This is a genomic window from Amycolatopsis sp. NPDC051716 (assembly GCF_040681595.1).
GTDB lineage: Bacteria > Actinomycetota > Actinomycetes > Mycobacteriales > Pseudonocardiaceae > Amycolatopsis.
In genome coordinates, this window is the sequence record NZ_JBFAZA010000002.1 from 53,519 (window position 1) to 73,158 (window position 19,640).

At 71.0% G+C, this 19,640-nt stretch carries 19 protein-coding genes; 12 read left to right on the forward strand and 7 right to left on the reverse strand.

The window, feature by feature from the left end; translation table 11 throughout:
- Positions 1-17 precede the first annotated feature (17 nt).
- On the reverse strand, positions 18-662 hold the full coding sequence (locus AB0M30_RS02395; protein ID WP_364579587.1) for a hypothetical protein: 645 nt from the start codon (positions 660-662) through the stop codon (positions 18-20).
- Between the two features lie 112 nt (positions 663-774).
- On the opposite strand from AB0M30_RS02395, the gene AB0M30_RS02400 reads away from it, so the two are divergent.
- On the forward strand, positions 775-2,061 hold the full coding sequence (locus AB0M30_RS02400; protein ID WP_093946017.1) for an adenylosuccinate synthase: 1,287 nt from the start codon (positions 775-777) through the stop codon (positions 2,059-2,061).
- Here the strand turns inward: AB0M30_RS02400 and AB0M30_RS02405 are convergent.
- Positions 2,058-2,555: an OsmC family protein gene (locus AB0M30_RS02405; RefSeq protein WP_360164981.1), complete on the reverse strand. Its 498-nt coding sequence runs from the start codon at positions 2,553-2,555 to the stop codon at positions 2,058-2,060. The two genes, AB0M30_RS02400 and AB0M30_RS02405, sit on opposite strands and share 4 nt — an antisense overlap.
- Positions 2,556-2,672: 117 nt before the next feature.
- On the opposite strand from AB0M30_RS02405, the gene AB0M30_RS02410 reads away from it, so the two are divergent.
- Positions 2,673-3,581: a TIGR03564 family F420-dependent LLM class oxidoreductase gene (locus AB0M30_RS02410; protein WP_364578874.1), complete on the forward strand. Its 909-nt coding sequence runs from the start codon at positions 2,673-2,675 to the stop codon at positions 3,579-3,581.
- On the opposite strand, the gene AB0M30_RS02415 is transcribed toward AB0M30_RS02410, so the two are convergent.
- Entirely contained in the window at positions 3,562-5,196 is a 1,635-nt protein-coding gene (locus AB0M30_RS02415) for a Na+/H+ antiporter (protein ID WP_364578876.1), read from the reverse strand. The genes AB0M30_RS02410 and AB0M30_RS02415 overlap by 20 nt on opposite strands.
- A 148-nt stretch (positions 5,197-5,344) precedes the next feature.
- On the opposite strand from AB0M30_RS02415, the gene AB0M30_RS02420 reads away from it, so the two are divergent.
- Entirely contained in the window at positions 5,345-6,586 is a 1,242-nt protein-coding gene (locus AB0M30_RS02420; RefSeq protein WP_364578879.1) for an aromatic acid/H+ symport family MFS transporter, read from the forward strand.
- 199 nt (positions 6,587-6,785) lie between these two features.
- Here AB0M30_RS02420 and AB0M30_RS02425 read toward each other — a convergent pair whose 3' ends face one another.
- The 3 genes from AB0M30_RS02425 to AB0M30_RS02435 form a co-directional block, all read right to left on the reverse strand.
- Entirely contained in the window at positions 6,786-8,318 is a 1,533-nt protein-coding gene (locus tag AB0M30_RS02425; protein ID WP_364578881.1) for an amino acid permease, read from the reverse strand.
- A gap of 70 nt (positions 8,319-8,388) precedes the next feature.
- On the reverse strand, positions 8,389-9,342 hold the full coding sequence (locus tag AB0M30_RS02430; protein WP_364578884.1) for a serine hydrolase domain-containing protein: 954 nt from the start codon (positions 9,340-9,342) through the stop codon (positions 8,389-8,391).
- Between the two features lie 40 nt (positions 9,343-9,382).
- Positions 9,383-10,519, reverse strand: a complete 1,137-nt coding sequence (locus AB0M30_RS02435) for a glycerophosphodiester phosphodiesterase (RefSeq protein ID WP_364578887.1) — start codon at positions 10,517-10,519, stop codon at positions 9,383-9,385.
- 391 nt (positions 10,520-10,910) lie between these two features.
- Here AB0M30_RS02435 and purD point away from each other — a divergent pair, with 391 nt between their 5' ends.
- From purD to AB0M30_RS02480, 9 genes are all read left to right on the forward strand, one after another.
- Positions 10,911-12,185: a phosphoribosylamine--glycine ligase gene (gene purD / locus AB0M30_RS02440; protein WP_364578889.1), complete on the forward strand. Its 1,275-nt coding sequence runs from the start codon at positions 10,911-10,913 to the stop codon at positions 12,183-12,185.
- A gap of 123 nt (positions 12,186-12,308) precedes the next feature.
- On the forward strand, positions 12,309-12,689 hold the full coding sequence (locus tag AB0M30_RS02445) for a hypothetical protein (RefSeq protein WP_364578892.1): 381 nt from the start codon (positions 12,309-12,311) through the stop codon (positions 12,687-12,689).
- Positions 12,679-13,272 (forward strand): DUF3558 domain-containing protein, encoded by a 594-nt coding sequence (locus AB0M30_RS02450; RefSeq protein ID WP_364578894.1) that lies wholly within the window; start codon positions 12,679-12,681, stop codon positions 13,270-13,272. Before AB0M30_RS02445 ends, AB0M30_RS02450 begins: the two co-directional genes overlap by 11 nt.
- 9 nt (positions 13,273-13,281) lie before the next feature.
- Positions 13,282-14,895, forward strand: coding sequence for a hypothetical protein (locus AB0M30_RS02455; protein ID WP_364578897.1), 1,614 nt, complete (start codon positions 13,282-13,284; stop codon positions 14,893-14,895).
- Between the two features lie 2 nt (positions 14,896-14,897).
- Positions 14,898-15,656, forward strand: a complete 759-nt coding sequence (locus tag AB0M30_RS02460; protein ID WP_364578898.1) for an ESX secretion-associated protein EspG — start codon at positions 14,898-14,900, stop codon at positions 15,654-15,656.
- Between the two features lie 133 nt (positions 15,657-15,789).
- The gene (locus AB0M30_RS02465; RefSeq protein WP_103337945.1) at positions 15,790-16,101 is read left to right on the forward strand and encodes a hypothetical protein; all 312 of its coding nucleotides are present in this window, start codon (positions 15,790-15,792) and stop codon (positions 16,099-16,101) included.
- Between the two features lie 72 nt (positions 16,102-16,173).
- Entirely contained in the window at positions 16,174-17,322 is a 1,149-nt protein-coding gene (locus AB0M30_RS02470; RefSeq protein WP_364578901.1) for a transglycosylase SLT domain-containing protein, read from the forward strand.
- Between the two features lie 9 nt (positions 17,323-17,331).
- Positions 17,332-18,513 (forward strand): pyridoxal phosphate-dependent aminotransferase, encoded by a 1,182-nt coding sequence (locus AB0M30_RS02475; RefSeq protein WP_364578904.1) that lies wholly within the window; start codon positions 17,332-17,334, stop codon positions 18,511-18,513.
- 97 nt (positions 18,514-18,610) lie between these two features.
- Positions 18,611-18,802, forward strand: a complete 192-nt coding sequence (locus AB0M30_RS02480) for a hypothetical protein (RefSeq protein WP_013230786.1) — start codon at positions 18,611-18,613, stop codon at positions 18,800-18,802.
- Between the two features lie 3 nt (positions 18,803-18,805).
- On the opposite strand, the gene AB0M30_RS02485 is transcribed toward AB0M30_RS02480, so the two are convergent.
- Positions 18,806-19,621 carry an SAM-dependent methyltransferase gene (locus tag AB0M30_RS02485; RefSeq protein ID WP_364578906.1) on the reverse strand — a complete coding sequence of 272 codons (816 nt, stop codon included), beginning with the start codon at positions 19,619-19,621 and terminating at the stop codon, positions 18,806-18,808.
- Positions 19,622-19,640 lie beyond the last annotated feature (19 nt).

A 19,640-nucleotide genomic window follows, 5' to 3' on the forward strand; every position in this document is an offset into this window, starting at 1 on the left:
TGACATGTTGCTGTCCGTCAGACGGCGCCCCGGACCAGCCGCAGGTCCTCGGTGTGCCGGTACCAGGTCCACTTGTTCACCGCGCGCTCGTGCACGACGTCGTCGAGCACCGGCCGGGTCGGGATGCAGCCGATCTGGAACGCCCGCGAGTACAGCGTCGTCGGCCGCTTGAAGAGGGTGCCCTTCACGACGCGGACGGCCAGGCCGGGGCCGCCGGGGTCCGGCAGCACCTCGATCGACGCGGCCGGCCCGCGCAGCGCCACCTGCTCGTCGGCGTAGGCGACGCCGCGGACCATCCGCAGCTGCCCGCGCCCGACGAGCACGCCGCCGACGTCGTCGCGGATCAGCGGCACCGGGTCGACCTCGCCGCGCAACGCCAGCGCGAGCGCCCGCAGCGGCGTCTTCGGCAGCCCCCAGAGCGCGCCGACGACCGAGTCCGGCGACGACGGCACGAACCCGACCGACACGCCGGAGAGCGCGTCCTTGCGGAGCAGGCGCAGCACGACGGCGGCGAGGTCCGCGTCCGTGCCGGAGACCACCAGGTGATCGTGTTCGCCCAGCAAGGGGTCGATTTCCGCCTTGCCGGGACGGCTCGGCACGCGGATCGACCCGACGTCGTCGACCTCTTCGAAGCCGGCCGCTTCGTCGCCACAAGCCACCACTATTCCGCGCACCCGCGGGTCCTCCGTTACGCTCATGCACCGGCATTTAGCAGCGCCACCGGTGTCCGTCCGGGACACTAAACCTCACGTCGTCGAACACCTGGAGTGTCACATGCCGGCCATCGTGCTCATCGGTGCCCAATGGGGAGACGAAGGCAAGGGCAAGGCCACCGACCTGATGGGTGACCGCGTCCAGTGGGTCGTCCGCTACCAGGGTGGCAACAACGCCGGTCACACGGTCGTCCTGCCGAACGGCGAAAACTTCGCCCTGCACCTCATCCCGTCCGGCATCCTCACCCCCGGCGTGACGAACGTCATCGGCAACGGCGTGGTCGTGGACCCGGGTGTGCTGCTGGAAGAGCTGTCCGGACTGGAAGCGCGGGACGTCGACACGTCCAAGCTGCTGATCTCCGCCGACGCGCACTTGATCATGCCGTACCACGTGGCCATCGACAAAGTCACCGAGCGGTACCTCGGCAGCCGCAAGATCGGCACCACCGGCCGCGGCATCGGCCCGTGCTACCAGGACAAGATCGCCCGCGTCGGCGTCCGCGTGCAGGACCTGCTCGACGAGAAGATCTTCCGCCAGAAGGTCGAAGCCGCGCTGGAGTTCAAGAACCAGGTGCTGGTGAAGGTCTACAACCGCAAGGCCCTCGACGCCGACCAGGTCGCCGACGAGGTGCTGGCGGCGGGCGAGAAGTTCGCGCACCGCATCGCCGACACGCGGCTGCAGCTCAACCAGGCCCTGGAGCGCGGCGAAACCGTGCTGCTGGAGGGCTCACAGGGCACGCTGCTCGACGTCGACCACGGCACCTACCCGTTCGTGACGTCGTCGAACCCGACGTCCGGCGGCGCGAGCGCGGGCTCGGGCATCGGGCCGGGCCGCATCACGACGGTGCTCGGCATCCTCAAGGCCTACACCACGCGCGTCGGCTCCGGCCCGTTCCCGACGGAGCTGCACGACGAGTCCGGCGAGTACCTGCGCAAGCAGGGCGGCGAATTCGGCGTGACGACGGGCCGCTCGCGCCGCACCGGCTGGTTCGACGCGGTGATCGCACGGTACGCGGTGCGCGTCAACGGCATCACCGACTACTTCCTCACGAAGCTGGACGTGCTGTCCGGCCTGGAGAAGGTCCCGGTGTGCGTCGGCTACGAAGTCGACGGATTCCGCACGCAGGACATGCCGATGACGCAGACCGACGTGCACCACGCGATCCCGATCTACGAAGAGCACCCGGGCTGGTTCGAGGACATCTCCGCGTGCCGCACGTTCGAGGAGCTCCCGGCGAACGCCCGCGCGTACGTCGAGCGCCTGGAAGAGCTTTCGGGCGCGCGGATTTCCGCGATCGGCGTGGGTCCGGGCCGCGAGCAGACGATCGTGCGGCACCAGTTCGTCTAGGTCAGCTTGGTACTGACCGGCGTTTCGTTCCGGAACAGGTCGAGCACCGGGCAGTGCTCGTCGACCTCGCGCTTGAGGTCTTCGTAGCGCTCCCGGCTCGCCGGCCCGTCGAGTTCGACGGACACGCGGACGTCCCCGAAACCGGGCCGCGTGTTGAAGGAGAAGCCGAAGAAGCCGTGCAGGTCGAGGTCACCGTCGACGGTGACCTTGATGGAGTCGAGCGGGATCCCGCGCTTCGCCGCCCAGAACTGGTAGGTGATGACCTGGCAGGACCCGAGGGCGGCCAGCGCGTACTCGACGGGGTTGGCGGCCTGGTCGGTCCCGCCGAGCGCGGGCGGTTCGTCGACGGTGAAGGCGTGGTCCCGGACGGTGACCGCCACCTCGGTCTTGGTGCCGGGCTTGAGAACGTGGCCGACGCTGAAGGAGGCGGCGGCGTTGTGCGGATCGGCGTCGACGGCCTTGCGGGTGCCTTCGATGACTTCGGTCAGCGACATGGGCTCTCCTGAAGATCGGGATTTCGCTACAGGGTGGGCGATCTCACGCCGGCTCGCTCGGGTTCTCAATTCCTGGGAAGCCGGAAAACCGCTGGCGCCGGTGGCTAGCTTGGGACCATGACCATCGGAGTCGCGCTGCCGGCCGGGGACACGGACCGGGCGCCGAACCTCGTCGACGAGCTCATCGCCCAGACCCGGCAAGCCGCCGAGGCCGGGATGAAGTCCGTCTGGTTCTCGCAGCTGCCGCTCGGCCAGGACGCCATCGCGATCGCCGCGCTCGCCGGGCGGGAGGTGCCCGGGATCGAGGTCGGCACCTCCGTGGTGCCCACCTATCCGCGGCACCCGCTGCTGGTCGCGAGCGCGGCGCAGACCGCCCAGGCCGCCACCGGGGGCCGGTTCACGCTCGGGATCGGGCTCGGCTCGAAGGGCTTCCTGGGGCCCGTCTACGGCGTGGAGTACCCGCCGCCGATCCGGCACCTGCGCGAGTACCTGACCGTGCTGCGGCAGGTCTTCGCCGGGGAAGCCGCCGACTTCGACGGCGAGACCGTCCGGGCCCACTCGCCGGGACCGTCCACTGTGGCCGGTGGTGGGGACGTGCCGATCATCGTCGCGGCCATGGGGCCGCAGGCGCTGGCCGTCACCGGGGAACTCGCCGACGGCACCCTCCCGTACCTCGCCGGGCCGCGAGCGCTTTCCGAACGGATCGTCCCCGCTCTGCCCGCCGGGAAGCGGATCATCGCCGCCGTTCCGGCCGTCGTCACGGACGAACCCGACGCCGTCCGCGCGCTCGCCGCCGAGCAAATGGCCTTCTACGCGCAAATTCCGTCGTACCGGAAGATCCTCGACGCGGAAGGCGTGGACCACCCCGTGGAACTCGCGCTCATCGGTGACGAAAAGACCGTCGCGCGGGGGATTCGGCGCTACTACGACGCCGGCGCCACCGACGTCGTCCTGACCTCGACCGGGATCCGCTCCGCCGAGGAGCGCCTGCGGACCTGGGCGGCGCTCAGCCCATCCGGTTCGTGAGGGTCGCCGACACCGACAGCTCCTCCAGATCCAACTCCCGGAGCACCTTCCGCAGCACTTCGTCGTCGAGGCGGCCCGCGCGGTTCTCCTCGATCATCGCCTTGCGCTGGGTGATCAGCAGTTCGCGCCGGGCCTTCGCGAACTGCGCCTGCGGGCTGCCGGAGTGTTCCTCGCCGGACAGCGTGATCGCCGCCTTGGCGAACCGGTAGCGCATGTCGATCAGCCGTTCCAGGCGCTCCTTGAGCCGGGTCACCCGGTCCGGGGGCAGGTCCAGGGAAGTCAGCCGCTCGTGGCTGATCTCGCGCAGCCGTTCGTGCGCGGCCTGCTTCGCGACTTCGCGCGCGGCCAGCTCTTCGGCTTCGTCGCGGGCGGCCTCGGACGGGTCCTCGACCCGCAGCACCCGGATGAGCGGCGGCAGCGTCAGCCCCTGGATCAGCACCGTGCCGATGGCCACCGTGAACGCGAACAGCTGGATTTCCGCGCGGCCCGGGGTGTTCGCCGGGATGCCCGCCGCGGCGGCGAGCGTCACCACGCCGCGCATGCCCGTCCACGAGACCACCGCCAGCGTCCGCCACGACGGTGCTGAGCGGTCGCGGCCGAAGAGCCGCACCGTCTGCGGCAGGTAGGCGGACACGAACACCGCCGGGACGCGCACGAGCATCGTCACCGCGAGCACGGCGAGCGCGACCAGCGCGAGCGTCCCGTTGTCGCGGGCGGCGTGGTGCGCGCCGTCGAGCACGAACGGCAGCTGCAGCCCCATGAGGGCGAACACCAGCGCTTCGAGCAGGACGTCGATCGACGCCCACACGGATCGGTCCTGCATGCGCGTCGCGGGCGAGGCGTACAGCGCGCGGTGCCCCAGCAGCAGGCCCGCCGCGACGACGGCGAGCACGCCCGACCCGCTGAAGTCGGCGCTGAAGGGGTGCAGGTGCTCGGCGGTGACGTAGGCGGCGAACGGCACGATGATCCCGAACGCCGACTCCACCAGCGGGTCGTCGAGCTGGCGGCGGATCAGCACGACGAGCCCGCCGATGGCCAGGCCGACCCCGATGCCCAGCACGGTCGCGACGCCGAACACCGCGAACCCGTGCCCCGCCGAGCCCGCGGTGCCCGCGACGGCGGCGAGCGCGACCTTGTACAGCGTCAGCGCGGCGGCGTCGTTGACCAGGCTCTCCCCGGTCAGCACGATCATCACCCGCCGGGGCAGGCCGAGCTTGCGGCCGATCGCCACCGCCGTCACCGCGTCCGGCGGGGCCACGACCGCCCCGAGGACCAGCGCGGACGTGAAGGGCACGTCCGGCAGTAGTAGGTGCACGACGAGGGCGACGACCACGGCGGTGACGGCGACCAGCACCACGCCGAGCGCGACGATCGGCCGCAGGGCCCGCTTGAAGTGCGTCAGCGAGCTCTCCAGCGACGTCGAGTAGAGCAGCGGCGGCAGCACCGCGGTGAGCACCAGCTCGGGCTCCAGCTCGAACCGCGGCACGCCGGGGATCAGCGCGACGCCGAGCGCGACGACCACCACCAGCAGCGGCGCGGACAGGTTGTAGCGCCGGGCGAGGGCGGTCAGCGCCAGCGAACCCGCGAGCACGCCCATCAGCGTCAGGATCTCCACGAGCCCGATCTTTCCGCAGGTCGTGGGCCTCTGCTCGGCTTCCGGTCAATGGAAGCGCGCTGGATTGTGTCGTACCCCGCATGCATACTTGTTCGCAATACGCACACCTGTGCGGCAGGCGTGCACCGACGCACCTCCGGAGGTTCCGATGTCCCCTGGCCCCCGCTCCTGGGTCGTGCCCTTGGCCTGGACCGCCGTCCTGCTCGACGGGTTCGACCTGGTCGTCCTCGGCACGGTGCTGCCCGTGCTGCTCCGCGGCCACGTCTGGGGCCTGACCCCGGCCACGGCGTCGGTCGTGTCGACCGTGGGGCTCGCGGGGATGATGCTCGGCGGGCTGGCCATCGGCACGGTCACCGACGTCATCGGCCGCCGGAAGTCCCTGATCATCTCCGTGACGCTGTTCTCGCTGTGCACCCTGCTGTGCGCCTTCGCGCCGTCGACGTTCGTCTTCGGGCTGCTGCGGTTCGTCGCCGGGCTCGGCCTCGGCGGCTGCCTGCCGACGGCGATCACGCTGGTCACGGAGTACGCGCGCCGCGGCAAGGCCGGCAGCGCGACGACCACGGTGATGACCGGCTACCACGTCGGCGCGGTGCTGACGGCGCTGCTGGGCATCGTCGTGATCACGCCGCTGGGCTGGCGCGCGATGTTCGTCGCCGGCGCGCTGCCCGCGCTGGTCCTGGTGCCGCTGATGCTGAAGTTCCTGCCGGAGTCCGAGACGTTCCAGCGGGTCCGGGCGGCCGAGCGGTCGGCCGGGCACGCCGTCGCAGGCCTGTTCCGCGGCGGCCTGCTGCGCGCGACGATCGCGTTCTGGGTCACCTCGTTCATGGGCCTGCTGCTGGTCTACGGCCTGAACACGTGGCTGCCGGAGATCATGCGCCAGGCCGGGTACCCGCTGGGCGCCGCGCTGAGCCTGCTGCTGACGCTGAACGTCGGCGGCATCGCGGGCCTGCTCGTCGCGGGCCGGGTCGCCGACCGCGTGGGCATCCGCCCGTCGGCCATCGCCTGGTTCTGCGCGGGTGCGGTGTTCCTCGCGCTGCTGAGCGTGAAGCTGCCCGCGGTCGGGCTGTACGTGGCGGTGTTCCTGACCGGGTGCTTCGTGTTCAGCGCCCAGGTGCTGGTGTACGCCTACATCGGCCGGCTCTACCCGGACGCGATCCGCGCGACCGGCCTCGGCTGGTCGGCGGGGATCGGCCGGATCGGCGCGATCTCGGGCCCGCTGCTCGGCGGCGCGCTGCTGACGGCGGGCATCGCGTATCCGTGGGGCTTCTACGCGTTCGCGGGCGTGGGCGCGCTGGGTGCGGCGGCCGTGGCGGTGGTCCGGCCCGGTCACCGCTCCCCGGCGCCGGAGGTCAGCCCGAGCGCCGGCGAATCCCGGCCCGCGACCACCTGACGTCGGCTGGACAGCCCTCGCGCGGTGTGTCGCCGCTGAGGCGGCTTCGCTTCGCCGATGGCGGGGAGCCGCGTACAAGGTTCGTTCAAGGTCGGTCTGCGACGTTGAAGCCGGTCTCGTGAGGCCGCCGGGGGGTGAGGGAGTCTTCCGCACAGGGGAGGGCGGAAGACTTCCTCACCAAAGTTGCCCGGGCCCGACGTCAGCCCAGTTCCTTCAGTTCCTGTTCCACCGCGGCCAGTTCCGCCTCGGACCCCTGGACCTTCGGCCCCGTGAACCACTTCCGGGCCGAGACCACCCACCACAGGCCGGCCCCGCCCAGCACCACGAGGAAGGCGATCGGCGTGTAGTTGAAGGAGTCCACGGTCACCGGCGACGCCGGCGGGAGCATGAACAGCACGAAGATGAACGCGACCCAGATCGACGCGATGATGCCGATCGGCTTGCCCCACTTGCCGAGGTTCCACGGGCCCGGTTCGAACGAGTCGCCTCGCCGGACCCGGAGGAACACGGGGATCACGTAGGCGACGTAGAGACCCACGACCGCGATCGAGGTGACCGCGTAGTACGCCGTCGCGCTCCACAAGTACGGCAGGGCGAGGATCAAGGCGCCGATGGCGGCGAGCCAGACGGCGTTGGTCGGGGTCTGGGTGCGCTTGTTGATCCGGTGCCAGAAGCTCGAGCCCGGGATCGCGCCGTCACGGGCGAAGGCGTAGATCATCCGCGAGTTCGCCGTCACCGATGACATCCCGCAGAACAGCTGTGCGCCGATGCAGATGAGCAGCAGGAACTTGCCGGTGGTGACCCCGGTGGCGTCGATGAAGATCTGGGCGGGCGGCACCCCGGTCCCGGAGTTGACGGCGCCGTCGTAGTCCTGGATCGCGAAGGTCAGGCCGATCAGCAGGATCCAGCCGGCGACCAGGGAGACGAGGATCGAGGTGACGATGCCGCGCGGCCCGGCCTTGGCGGCGTTCTTCGTCTCTTCCGTCATGTGCGCCGAAGCGTCGTACCCCGTCAACGTGTACTGCGCGAGCAGCAGGCCCAGTGCGAACACGTAGATCGGCGAGGTCCAGCCGGTCTTGTTGACGAACTCCCCGAACACGAAGGAGGCGTCCTGGTGCTTGGCGGGCACGAAGGTCAGCACGCCCACGATGACCAGCACCCCGATGAGGTGCCACCACACGCTGACGTTGTTGAGGATCGCGACCAGCCGGACGCCGAAGGTGTTCAGCAGGCCGTGCACCACGAGGATGATCGCCAGGAGCAGGATCGTGTGTCCCGGCGTGGCGGTGAAGCCCCATTGCAGGTCCAGGAACGCGTTGAGGAACAGCGCGGCGCCGAAGTCGATGCCCGCCGTGACGGCGATCTGGCCGACCAGGTTGAACCAGCCGGTGAACCACGACCAGGCCGCACCGTTGCGCGGGGCCAGTTTCGCCGCCCAGTAGTACAACCCGCCCGCGGTCGGGTAGCTGGAGCACACCTCCGCCATGCCGAGGCCGACGAGGATCACGAAGAAGCCGACCAGGACCCAGCCCCAGATCATCGCGGCCGGCCCACCGGTCTTCATGCCGGTGCCGTAGAGCGTGAGGCAGCCGGAGAGGATCGAAATGATCGTGAAGGAGACGGCGAAGTTCGAGAACGCCGACATCGTCCGTTTGAGCTCTTGGGCGTATCCCAGCTGGTGCAGCCGGGCGGCGTCGTCGTCGGGGGTGGTCTGCTGGTCGGAAACATCCATCGGGCACCTCTTGAAAGGTATGCGGCCAGACCATTGAATTCGCCGAAGGTAGCCCTGGTCCCGGAGGGTGTCAAGCCTTCGTGAAGAACTCGTCCAGCCACCGCAGCAGGGGCCCGCCACCTCGGTGGTTGTTCGAGATCAGGGTCGCGGTGAGCCCGGACGCCGGCTCGTGCGTGCTCCAGAACGTGACGCCGTGGTCGCCGCCGTTCAGGTGCACCAAGCCCGGCCGGGGCAGCCAGAAGCCGAGCCCGTAGCGCTCCGCGTGCGGGCGGAGCATCCGGTCCACCCACTCCCGCGGCAAGATCCGGCCGCCGAGCAGCGCGGGCCAGAACTTCCGGAAGTCCGGTGCGGAGCTGTAGATCCCGCCGTCGGCGAAGCCTGCGACGGGGAGGCTGAACACGTTGGTGCGGCCGTCTTCGAGATAACCGGTGGCCGTCCGGGCGGGCAGCGCGTCCGAGCGGAGGAACGCCGTGTCGGCCATGCCCGCCGGCTCGGTCACCCGGATCCGGACGAGGTCGTCGAAAGGTCTGCCCGCGATCCGTTCGGCGATCAGGCCGAGCACGGCGAAGGCGCCGTTGTGGTACCGGAACTCCGTGCCGGGCGGGGAAACCTGCGGGTACCCGTCGAGGGCGGCGAGGTAGTCGGCCGACGTGGCCAGGAGCGGCGTCGGTGGTGGCGGTGGATCCGCCTCTTCGTCGCAGTAGTCGCCGATGCCGGAGGTGTGCGTCAGCAGGTGCTCGACGGTCACCCGGTCGTCGATCAGCGGCAGGTCGTCGCCGAGGACCTCGCGCGCGGTCGTCGAAAGCGCCAGCCGCCCCTCGGCGATCAGCCCCACCACGACCAGGGCGGTGAACCCCTTGGTGCCGCTGGCGATCGCGAACCGTGTGCCGGGGGTGTTCTCGACGCCGTAACCGAGGTGCGCGTACCCGAACGCCCGCTCGACGAGGACCTCCTCGCCGCGGGTCACCAGCACGACACCGGAGAAGCCGTGGTCTTCCGCCAACGCCGTGAGGGGCACCTTCACGGACTCAGCGTCCCCGAAGGTGCCCCTCACGGCCAAGCGGTTAACGGCCCAGGAAGGCGTGCAGCGACTCCAGCGCGGTGTCCGGCTGGTCGGCGAAGAAGCCGTCGACGCCCGCCTTGAAGAACGCCGCCTCTTCGGTGAAGACGTCACCGTAGGCGTCCGGCTCGGCCGACGAGCGCAGGTTCGCGGGCAGGAACGGGTTCTCGTTCCGGAACGTGTACGGCTGCACCTTCAGGCCCGCCTGGTGCGCGTCCGCGACGAGCGCGGTCGGCGTGCCCAGGTTGTCGTTCTTGTCCCGCGGGATGACCTGCGCCTTGTCCGGCCCGAGGTACTTCGCGTACTTCGCGACTTCGCGCAGCCCCTGCGGCGTCACGAGGTCCGCGTACGTCCGCTTGTCGCCGTTCGCGACGAAGTCCGCCGGGGCACCGCTCGCCGACGTCAGCTGCAGCAGCGGCGTCCGGACCTGCTTGTGCAGCGCGATCAGGTTCGACACCTCGAACGACTGGATGATCGCGGGCGCGTCCGGCCGGTCGAGGCCGTTGCGCTTCAGGATCGCGACCAGCTTCGGCTCGGTCGGGTTGCCGATGGACTGGAAGAACGTCGAGTGCTTGACCTCGGGGTAGGTGCCCAGCGTCCGGTGCAGCTCGCGGCCGAGGCGCTTGGTCAGGTCGAGGACCTCCTGGTAGGAGGCGATCTGGTAGCGCCCGTTGTACAGCGTGTTGTGCGGCCGGTTCTGCGGGATCCGCTCGACCGCGCGCAGCGTCTTCAGCTCGGCCAGCGTGAAGTCCTGCGTGAACCACCCGGTCGTGGTGACCCCGTCGAGGACGACGGTCTTCTTCCGGTCCGCGAACTCCGGGTGCTTCGCGACGTCGGTGGTGCCGCCGATCTCGGGTTCGTGCCGGGCGACCAGCTGGCCGTCCTTGGTCGGCACGAGGTCGACGTCGACCCAGTCGACGCCCATCCGGTAGGCGAGCTCGTAGGAGGCGAGCGTGTGCTCCGGCCGGTACCCGGGCGCGCCGCGGTGTCCGATGATCACGGGGTCATGGTGGCCCCGTCCGCGCGCGACCGCATCGGCGGACCCGCTCTCGGCGGCACTCGCCGACCCGGCCGCCACGCCGGTGACGCTCAGCAACGCCAGCCCGGCCAGTGCCAGGAGACCGACACGTTTGCGCTTCATCTGGTGACCTCTTTTCACACAGGGTGTGCCCTGACTACTCGCGCCACCCTCGATGCCGCAAGCGTCCGAAGTGCGTATCCGGGCGAACAGGGCGGTGAACGGCGCGTGGACTCCTGTTCGCCCGCTGAGCCCGCTGAGCCCGCTGAGCCCGCTGAGCCCGCTGAGCCCGCTGAGCCCGCTGAGCCCGCTGAGCCCGCTGAGCCCGCTGAGCCCGCCCTCCCTGGGGGCTGCCCCCGCTTCCAGCGTATCGGCGAGGGCAGACAAAACCTCCGGATCGCCGGGGCCCCGGACCGAGTTGTCCACACCGGTGGCGACTTGTGGACAGACCGGCACCCACCCCCGGGCGACGGCGCGATGTCGCCCGCGAACCCGGCCGGATACGCTGTGCGGCGTGCGCGTACTGGTAATCGGCTCCGGCGCCCGAGAGCATGCACTCGTCCTCGCGGCGTCCGGTGATCCCGCTGTCACGGCCCTGGCCTGCGCGCCCGGCAACGCCGGGACCGCCGCGGTCGCCGAGCAGCTCGGCGTCGAAGCGGCCGATCCCGAAGCGGTGGCCGGGCTCGCCAAGAGCTGGCAGGCCGACCTCGTCGTCGTCGGGCCGGAGGTGCCGCTCGTCGCCGGCGTGGCCGATGCGGTGCGCAAGGCCGGCATCGCCTGCTTCGGCCCCTCGGCCGCCGCCGCCCGGATCGAAGGGTCGAAGGCCTTCGCCAAGGACGTCATGTCCGCCGCGAACGTGCCGACCGCGCGCTGCGAGGTCGTCGACAACCCGGCCCGCCTCGACGCCGCGCTCGCCCGCTTCGGCCCCACCTGGGTCGTCAAGGACGACGGGCTCGCCGCCGGCAAGGGCGTGGTCGTCACCACCGACTACGACGTCGCGCGCAAGCACGCCATCATGCTCCTCGACGGCGGCCACCCGGTCCTCCTGGAGTCCTATTTGGACGGACCGGAGGCGTCGCTGTTCTGCTTCGTCGACGGCAACACCGTCGTCCCGCTGCTGCCCGCGCAGGACTTCAAGCGCGTCGGCGACGACGACGCCGGCCCGAACACCGGCGGCATGGGTGCCTACGCCCCGCTGCCCTGGGCGCCCGAGAACCTGGTCGACGAGCTGGTCGAGACCGTCGTCCAGCCGGTCGCCGACGAGCTGGTCAACCGCGGTGCGCCGTTCTCCGGCCTGCTCTACGCCGGCCTCGCGCTGACCTCCGAAGGTCCGCAGGTCATCGAGTTCAACTGCCGTTTCGGCGACCCGGAGACGCAGGTCGTGCTGGCTCTGCTGCGCACCCCGATCGCCGGGCTCATGCACGCCACCGCCACCGGCAAGCTCGCCGAGCACCCGCCGCTGGAGTGGGCGGGCGGCGCCGCGGTCACCGTCGTGATCGCCGCCGACGGCTACCCGGGCAAGCCGCGCACCGGTGACGTCATCACCGGGGCCGAGCTGGAAGGCGTCCTGCACGCCGGCACCCGCCGTCGTGACGACGGCGCCGTCGTCTCCTCCGGTGGCCGCGTGCTGTCGGTCGTCGGCACCGGCAAGACGCTCAAGTCGGCGCGCAAGCACGCGTACGAGACGGTGGAGAAGGTCCACCTCGCGGGCTCCCACCACCGCACGGACATCGCGCTGAAGGCGGCGAACGGCGAGGTCGGCGCCCCGGCGGCGAAACAGCGCGCCTGATTCCGCGGATCGGGGGAACCGGCCGGGCGCACTCTTCGTCCAAACTCAGGCTGCTGCCACCTCCGCGTTGGTAGCCTCGACGGGAACCGGCCGGTCACTGTCCGTATGACGTCAGGGGAGCGCATGTCAGGACCCTCGTACGACCTCAGCTCGGCGGTCCCGGTGGTACCGGCGGCCGCGGACGTCCTGGTCCACCCGGACAAGCTCCTCGACGTCGCCCGGATCGTCGAAGAGCAGGCGAACGCCCTCGAAGACCAGCTGCTGACCCGGCTCGGCCAGCTGCGGATCGACGCACCGTCCGCCGACGTGATCAGCACCCAGTCGGTCCAGGCTTGGAACTCCCTCATCGCCGACGGCGACCGCTCCTACGCCGGGCAGGTCCGTGAGTACGTCGCCGGCCTGAAGCGCCTGGTCTCCCAGCTGCGCGAAGCCGCGAAGGACTACAAGGTCAGCGAAGAGGAGAAGGCGGCGGTGTTCGGTGACCGCGGCAAGCATGGTGCGTAACCGGATCGCCGGAGGCGTGCTCGCGACGGCGGCGCTCGCCGGCTGTTCCGCGGGCACCGAAGGCACGCCGTACCCGGTCGAGACGGCCGCGACCGCCGCTTCGCAGAGCGCCAAGGCCGCCCAGCTGCCGCAGCGGCCGGCCGACCTGCCGCTGCCGGGCGTCGATCTGTGCGCGCTCTTCCCCCAGGTGCAGCTCGACGCGCTGAAGATCACCAGCCTCCCGCGCGCGGCTCCGGAGCAGGACGGCCCGACCTGCGTGTTCGACGCCGACGGCGCCGAGCCGGTGCACTCCTACCACGTGCGGGCGGTGGCGGCGGACCTCGACCAGTGGATCACCGGGGCGCGCAAGAAGAACAGCATGACCACCGAGCCGAAGACCATCGGTGGGTACCCGGCGCTGACGAACTACCGCGCGGCCGGCGACCCGGCCGACTGCGAGACGCTCGTCGGCGTCGCGAAGGGGCATACGCTGGCCGTCCAGACCTTCGCCATCACCCGCGGCAAGCTGACACAGCCGCAGCTGTGCGAGATGTCGGCACACGCCGCCGACATCGCGCTGCAGTCCCTGAAAGCACGCAACTAGGGAGGGCGCGTGGAATTCTCCGAGCTCGCGGCCGGGATCCAGAACCACCGGTTCGACGGCTGGACCAACACCGCGATCGCCGACCAGATCACGCGGATGATCAACGGCGACGGCACCGGCAGCATCGGCACCGCCGTCGACGCGCTGAAGGCCGTGGCGACCGCGCTCGCCCACACCGACCAGACGTTGCGCGCGCAGCTGCTGAAGCTCGGCGTCGAATGGCAGAGCCAGGCCGGGGGCGCGGCGAGCCAGGTGTTCACCGAGCAGGCCGGCTTCTCCCAGGACGCCACCACGAAGGTCGCGCACGCCGCGGAAATGGTGTTCGAGCAGGGTGAGGCGTTCAACCGCACCAAGTACAAGCTGCCCGACGCCGAGACGGTCCGGAAGGGCGCGGGCGGCTTCACCATCGGCGACGGCCTGCTGAGCCTCATCGGCTTCGAGACCGACCACGCCCGGCAGGTCGAGGCCGCGAACGACGCCAAGGCCCAGGCCCAGCAGGCGCTGAACGAGTACGCGCAGCAGAGCGGCACGAACCTGCTCTCGACGCAGTCGCTGTCCGACCCCGAGTCGCTGAAGCTGGCCGCCCCGGGCATCACGCCGGGGGTGCTGGACGTCGCCGGCGCCGCGGTCGCGGTGACGCCGGACGGCGGCGTCAAGCCGGCCTCGGACAAGGTCCGGTCGGTGCACGTCGAGCCGCCGGTGGTGCAGCCGGTGTCCCACACCGTGCACGCCGATCCGCCCACTCCGGTCTACGGCGTCGCCGCGCAGCAGCCGTCCCGCTCCGCGCAGCAGCAGCCGCCGCGCCAGACCAGCGCGGCCGGCGCGGGCAGCTCGGCCGGCGCGGCCGGCGCCCCGGCTGCCCAGCACATGACGCCGAGTTCGACGACGCCGTCCGGCGCGAAGCCGCCGGTGGCGACGCCCGGACCGGGCTGGGTCCACGGCCCGGTCCGCGGCCCGGGCGGCGACCAGTCCGGCGGCCCGTCCGGCCGCTTCACCCCCGGTCCGGCGACCGGGGGCGAGTGCGACCCGTTCGTCCCGCCGGGCGCCCCCGGCGCGCAGCCGCCCGGCGCGGCCCCGGCGACGACGCCGATCAAGTCGCTCGGCGGCGGTGGCGGGGGGACGCCCGGTGGTGTGACCGGCATCGACAGCTCCACCGCCCGCGGCCCGGACGGGTTGCTGGCCAAGGGCCGCACGGTCGGCGCGATGCCGCAACCCCCGCTCCAGCCCGCCCAGTACACGGGTGAACGCGGTTTCACGGGCAAGCCCGGAGCCACCCCCGGCGACATCGGTGCCGGCGCGGCGGCGATCGGCGCTGGTGCCGCCGGCGGCGCGTTGAGCGGCGACAAGGAGCGTCTGCGGCGCGACAAGGGCCAGCCGAAGGGCCCGGTGCGGCCGCTCCCGGTCGGCGAGCTGCCCGAGGAGGAAGCCGTCGCGCTGCGCAAGTCGGAGCAGATCAGCCCGAAGCAGCAGCGCGGCGAGGCGAAGTTCCTGTCCGAGGCGGCACCGCAGGAGGAGGACGCCGAGCACGTCCGCCGCTACGGCGTCGACGACCAGGACCTGTTCGCCGACCAGCGGATGGTCTCCCCCGACGTGCTCGGTGACCACGGCGGGGATGTGCGCTGACCGTGTCGCTCGTCCTGTCGGCCCTCGAGTTCGACGTGCTTTGGGAGTCCTTCGAGCTGCCCCGGCGGCACGTCGCGCTGGACGTGCCCAGCGAGGGAACCACCCGCGCCGAACGGCTGGAGCTGGTGGAGTCGGCGTGGGCGTCGCTGAGCGAGCGGCGCCTGGCCCGCAACCGGCGGGTCTCCGGCGAGCTCGCCGACCTGCTCCACCTGCTGGCGCGCCCGCAGTTCGGGATCGACGTGTGGGTGTGGGCGGAACGCGAGATCCGCGCCCGCGCGGTCAGCCTGCGCAGCCAGGCGGTGCTGGCGGTGGTGGACGACGGCGAGGTCTGGCTGATCCCGGCCACCGAGGACGGCTTGGCGGAAGCCGCGGTCTCGGTGGCGGGCGACCTGGGCCCGGGCATCGGCCAGACGGTCAGCCTGCCCTACGACGTCGTGAAGTCCGCCGACGCGGCCGCGAAGGGTGACCCGAAGGCGCTGGTCACCGCCCTGGAGGACCGCGGGATCCCGCTGTTCCAGGCCCAGGAGCTCTCGGGCATGCTGCTGGGCCAGGAGGCCCGCGGCCAGTTCGGCGCGGAACGCACCTCGCGCGACGGCGTGGTGCACCGGGCGGGCCGGGTGGTGGCGTTCTTCGACACGGACGCGGGCCGCTACCTGTTCCAGGTGGGCCGCGACGGCGACGGCCGCGAGTGGGCCACCGTCACCCCGGCGGACAACACGCTGCTGGCCACGAGGATCCGCGAACTGGCGGCGGAGGCCTGAGCCCCGCTGGGGTGGAAGTTGGCGGAGATCCGTACCCGCGCCCCGGGCGAAGTCATAAAGTAAGCGCGGGAACCGTCCTGGTCATGGCAACGTCCGATCGGGCGGAGACAAGTTTCGAAGGGGATGACGAACCGTGCCTGTCTACGACCCGGACTCCATGGCCATCGCGGCCCGCCAGGTGGAGAAGCTGAAGGACGAGTTCGAAAAGTCCAAGCACAAGGTCACCGGGCTGGACCACGAGAAGGAAAGCCCCTTCGGCGGGATGGACGAAACGGGCGACGCGCACGGCGCGGTCGGCAAGTTCAAGGACGGCGTGCACAACCAGTTCGACGCCGCGGGCAAGCACATGGAGGCACTGGGCTTCGCCATGCGCAAGGCCGCCGGCCTGATCGCCGAGACCGACCAGGTCGGCGCGAGCGACCTGAAACTGCACGTCGACAAATGACCGGGGGTCCGGGTGGCGAAGCCCCCGGCCCGGGGCGAAAGCCCCGTACGACACAGTAAGCGGGGCACGAGAGTGGGTTTGAACGCGGTCGGCGCCGGAACGCCGGACAATTGGGACGCCTTCATGAAGAAGGTCGACCAGGTCGAAAAGGTCGACCTGGAAAAGATCTCGGCGGCGGCGACGCAGTTCCGCGAGGCGGGCAAGAACGCCGGCGACCACAATGCGTCCCTGAAGAATTCGACCGACGCGCTCAACGGCAGCGTCTGGGGCGGCCCCGCGGCGGACCAGTTCTTCCAGTACGTCCGCCAGGTCCGCGACGCCGGCACCAAGGTGCAGACCCACCTCGAGGACGTCGCCAAGGACCTCGACGACCTCGCGAAGTCCCTCGACCAGATCAAGAAGAACGTCGGGGACAAGCAGCTCGCCGCGGAAAAGGCGGTCAACGAGCGCAACGCCACGGCCGAAACCCAGATCAACAACGCCTTGGCCGCGGCGAAGAAAGCGCATGACGAAGGCAAGCCGGGCCCCAGCCCCAGCGCCGACGAGATCCTGGCCACCGCCAAGACGGACATCCACAACATCACCGCCGGCTTCGACGGCGACGTGACCGGCCTGCAAACCCAGGCCGACACGGCGATCAAGGCGTCGCAGCAGCTGATGTCCCAGCAGATCGAGGGCGGCTACGACCAGGTCCCGCTGCCGAGCAGCTCCGCCGCGGCCCCCAAGAGCACGGGCGGCATCCACAGCAACGGCGCCTCCCACGGCGGAGGCGGCGGAGGCGGTGGCGGTGGGGGTGGGGGTGGGGGTGGCGGCGGTGGTGGCGGCCTCGGCCCGAGCGGCGGCCCGCCTTCTTCGCCGCCGCCGGGGAACGTCCAGCAGTGGATCCAGGAAGCCATGAAGGCGCTGCAGGCCGCCGGGATCCCGGTGACGGACGCGGACATCCCGAAGATCTGGGCGATCATCCAGCACGAGTCCGGCGGAAACCCGAACGCGATCAACAACTGGGATTCGAACGCCGCCGCGGGGCACCCGTCCAAGGGGCTCATGCAGTGCATCGACTCGACGTTCAACGCCCACAAGCTGCCCGGGCACGACAACATCTACAACCCGGTCGACAACATCATCGCCGGCGTCCGGTACTCCTTCGACCGGTACGGCGGCCTCGACAACGTGCCCGGCATCAAGGCCATGGCGCACGGTGGTGCCTACCGCGGCTACTAGCCTGGCCCCATGGCCGACCTCGGAGCTTTCGCCGGGCCCGCGTTGCGGGCCGGCGTGCCGCCCTTCCACGTCATGGACGTGCTCTCCGCGGCCGGGGCCCGGCAGCGCAGCCACGGTGATCTCGTGTCGCTCGCCGCCGGGCAACCGTCCGCGCCCGCCCCGAAGCCCGTGCTCGACGCCGCCCAGGAGGCGCTCCGGCAGGGCACGCTCGGCTACACCGAGCAGCTCGGTATCCCCGAGCTGCGCGAGTCGGTCGCCGGGCACTACCGGACGCGGTACGACGTCGACGTCCAGGCGCACGACGTCGTCCTGACCACCGGCTCCTCGGGTGGCTTCCTGCTCGCCTTCCTCAGTGCCTTCGACCCCGGCGCCAAGGTCGCCATGGCGCGGCCCGGCTACCCGGCCTACCGCAACCTGCTCTCCGTCCTCGGCTGCGAGGTCGTCGAGTTCGCCACCACCGCCGAGACGAACTTCCAGCCCACCGTGGCTCTCCTCGACGAGCTCGGCCCGATCGACGGCCTGATCGTCGCCAGCCCGAGCAACCCCACCGGCACCGTGCTGCCGCCCGGGGAGCTCGCCGCCATCACCGGCTGGTGCTCCTCGCACGGCGTCCAGCTGATCAGCGACGAGATCTACCACGGCATCTCCTACGGCGCCGAGCTCGACTGCGCGTGGCAGTACGGGCGTGAGCCGATCGTGCTCGGCAGCTTCTCGAAGTACTTCGCGATGACCGGCTGGCGGCTCGGCTGGATGCTCGCCCCGCAGCGGCTGCACCGTGCGATCGACGTCCTGACCGGCAACTTCACCATCTGCCCGCCCGCGGTCTCGCAGTACGCGGCCCTGGCCGCCTTCACGCCCGAGGCGTACGCGGAAGCGGACGCGCACGTCGAGCACTACCGCGCGAACCGCGATCGCCTCTTCGCCGGACTGCAGCGCATCGGCCTCGACAAGCTCGCTCCCGCCGATGGCGCCTTCTACGCGTACGCCGACGTCAGCGCCTACACCGAAGACAGCCTGAGCTGGTGCCAGCGGCTGCTCGCCGACACCGGGCTCGCCATCACGCCCGGCGTCGACTTCGACCCGGTCGACGGCGGCAAGTACGTCCGGTTCTCCTTCGCCGGCAGCGCCGAAGACATCGACGAAGGGGTCCGGCGCCTGGGGGCCTGGCTGGCCAGGGGGAACCCTGAATAAACCCCGAACGTTGGCCCTCCGAGGGGAGTTTCACCGCGCCGGGTGGCAGTGTGGAGTCATCGGGCCGGTGGGGCCACGGGGAAACATCGGAGGAACCATGTTCTGGAAGATCGTCGGCGGCCTGCTCATCGCCTGGGTGGCGTTCATGGTGCTGGGCGCCGTGATCGGCTTCGTGTTCAAGGCCGTCCTGTGGATCGCCATCATCGGCGGCATCGCCTTCCTCGGCGCCGCCGGCTACAAGGCGATCACCGGCGGCAAGAAGGACCCCCGGCGCATCAACCGCTACTGACGTCTAGGGAATCCGCGCGACGCCGCCCAGCGCCGTCCGGTTGACCGGCGTCAGCGGCGCCAGGCGCGGCCCGTCCGGCCACCACAGGTGTGGCTCGGTCAGCCCGGGCTCGAGCAGGTCGAGCCCGTCGAAGAACGACGTGATCTCGGCCCGCGACCGGTAGACGGAGTCGAGCCCGGTGCGGGCGAAGCGGTCCTGCAGGGACGTCGCGACGGCGGCCGCGTCGGAGCCGTCGGCCGGGTTGTGCCGGTGCAGCAGGATCAGGTACGAACCCGGCGCCAGCGCGCCGACGTAGGACTTGACCACCTGCTGCGCCTGCTGGAGGTCGGCGATGTGGTCGACGACCCCGCACAGCACGAGCCCGGCGGGCCGGTCGAAGTCGATGAACCGCCCGACCCCGGCGAGCGTCTCGCCGGGGTTCAGGGGGTCGGTACCGCAGATGTGCGTGAAGTCGTTGTCGACGAGCAGGGCCCGGCCGTGCGCCTCCACCACCGGGTCGTCGCCGACGTAGACGACGTGTGCTTCCGGGTTGTACTTCTGCGCCACCTGGTGGGTGTTCTCCGCCGTCGGGAAGCCGGAAGCGAGGTCGAGGAACTGGTCGACGTCCAGCCGCTCGGTCAGGTAGCGGACGGCGCGCACCAGCCACCGCCGCACCTCTCGCGCCATCGCCGGAGCTTCCGGCGCGATGGCCACCAGCTGCCGGAGGACGGCACGATCGGGCTCGTAGTGGTTCTGCCCGCCCAGCAGCGCGTCGGTGACGCGAGCGATGCTCGGTCGTTCGAAGTCGACGCGGACCGAGGGGCGTTCGCTCGTCGCCATGCGCACCTACCGGGAAGTG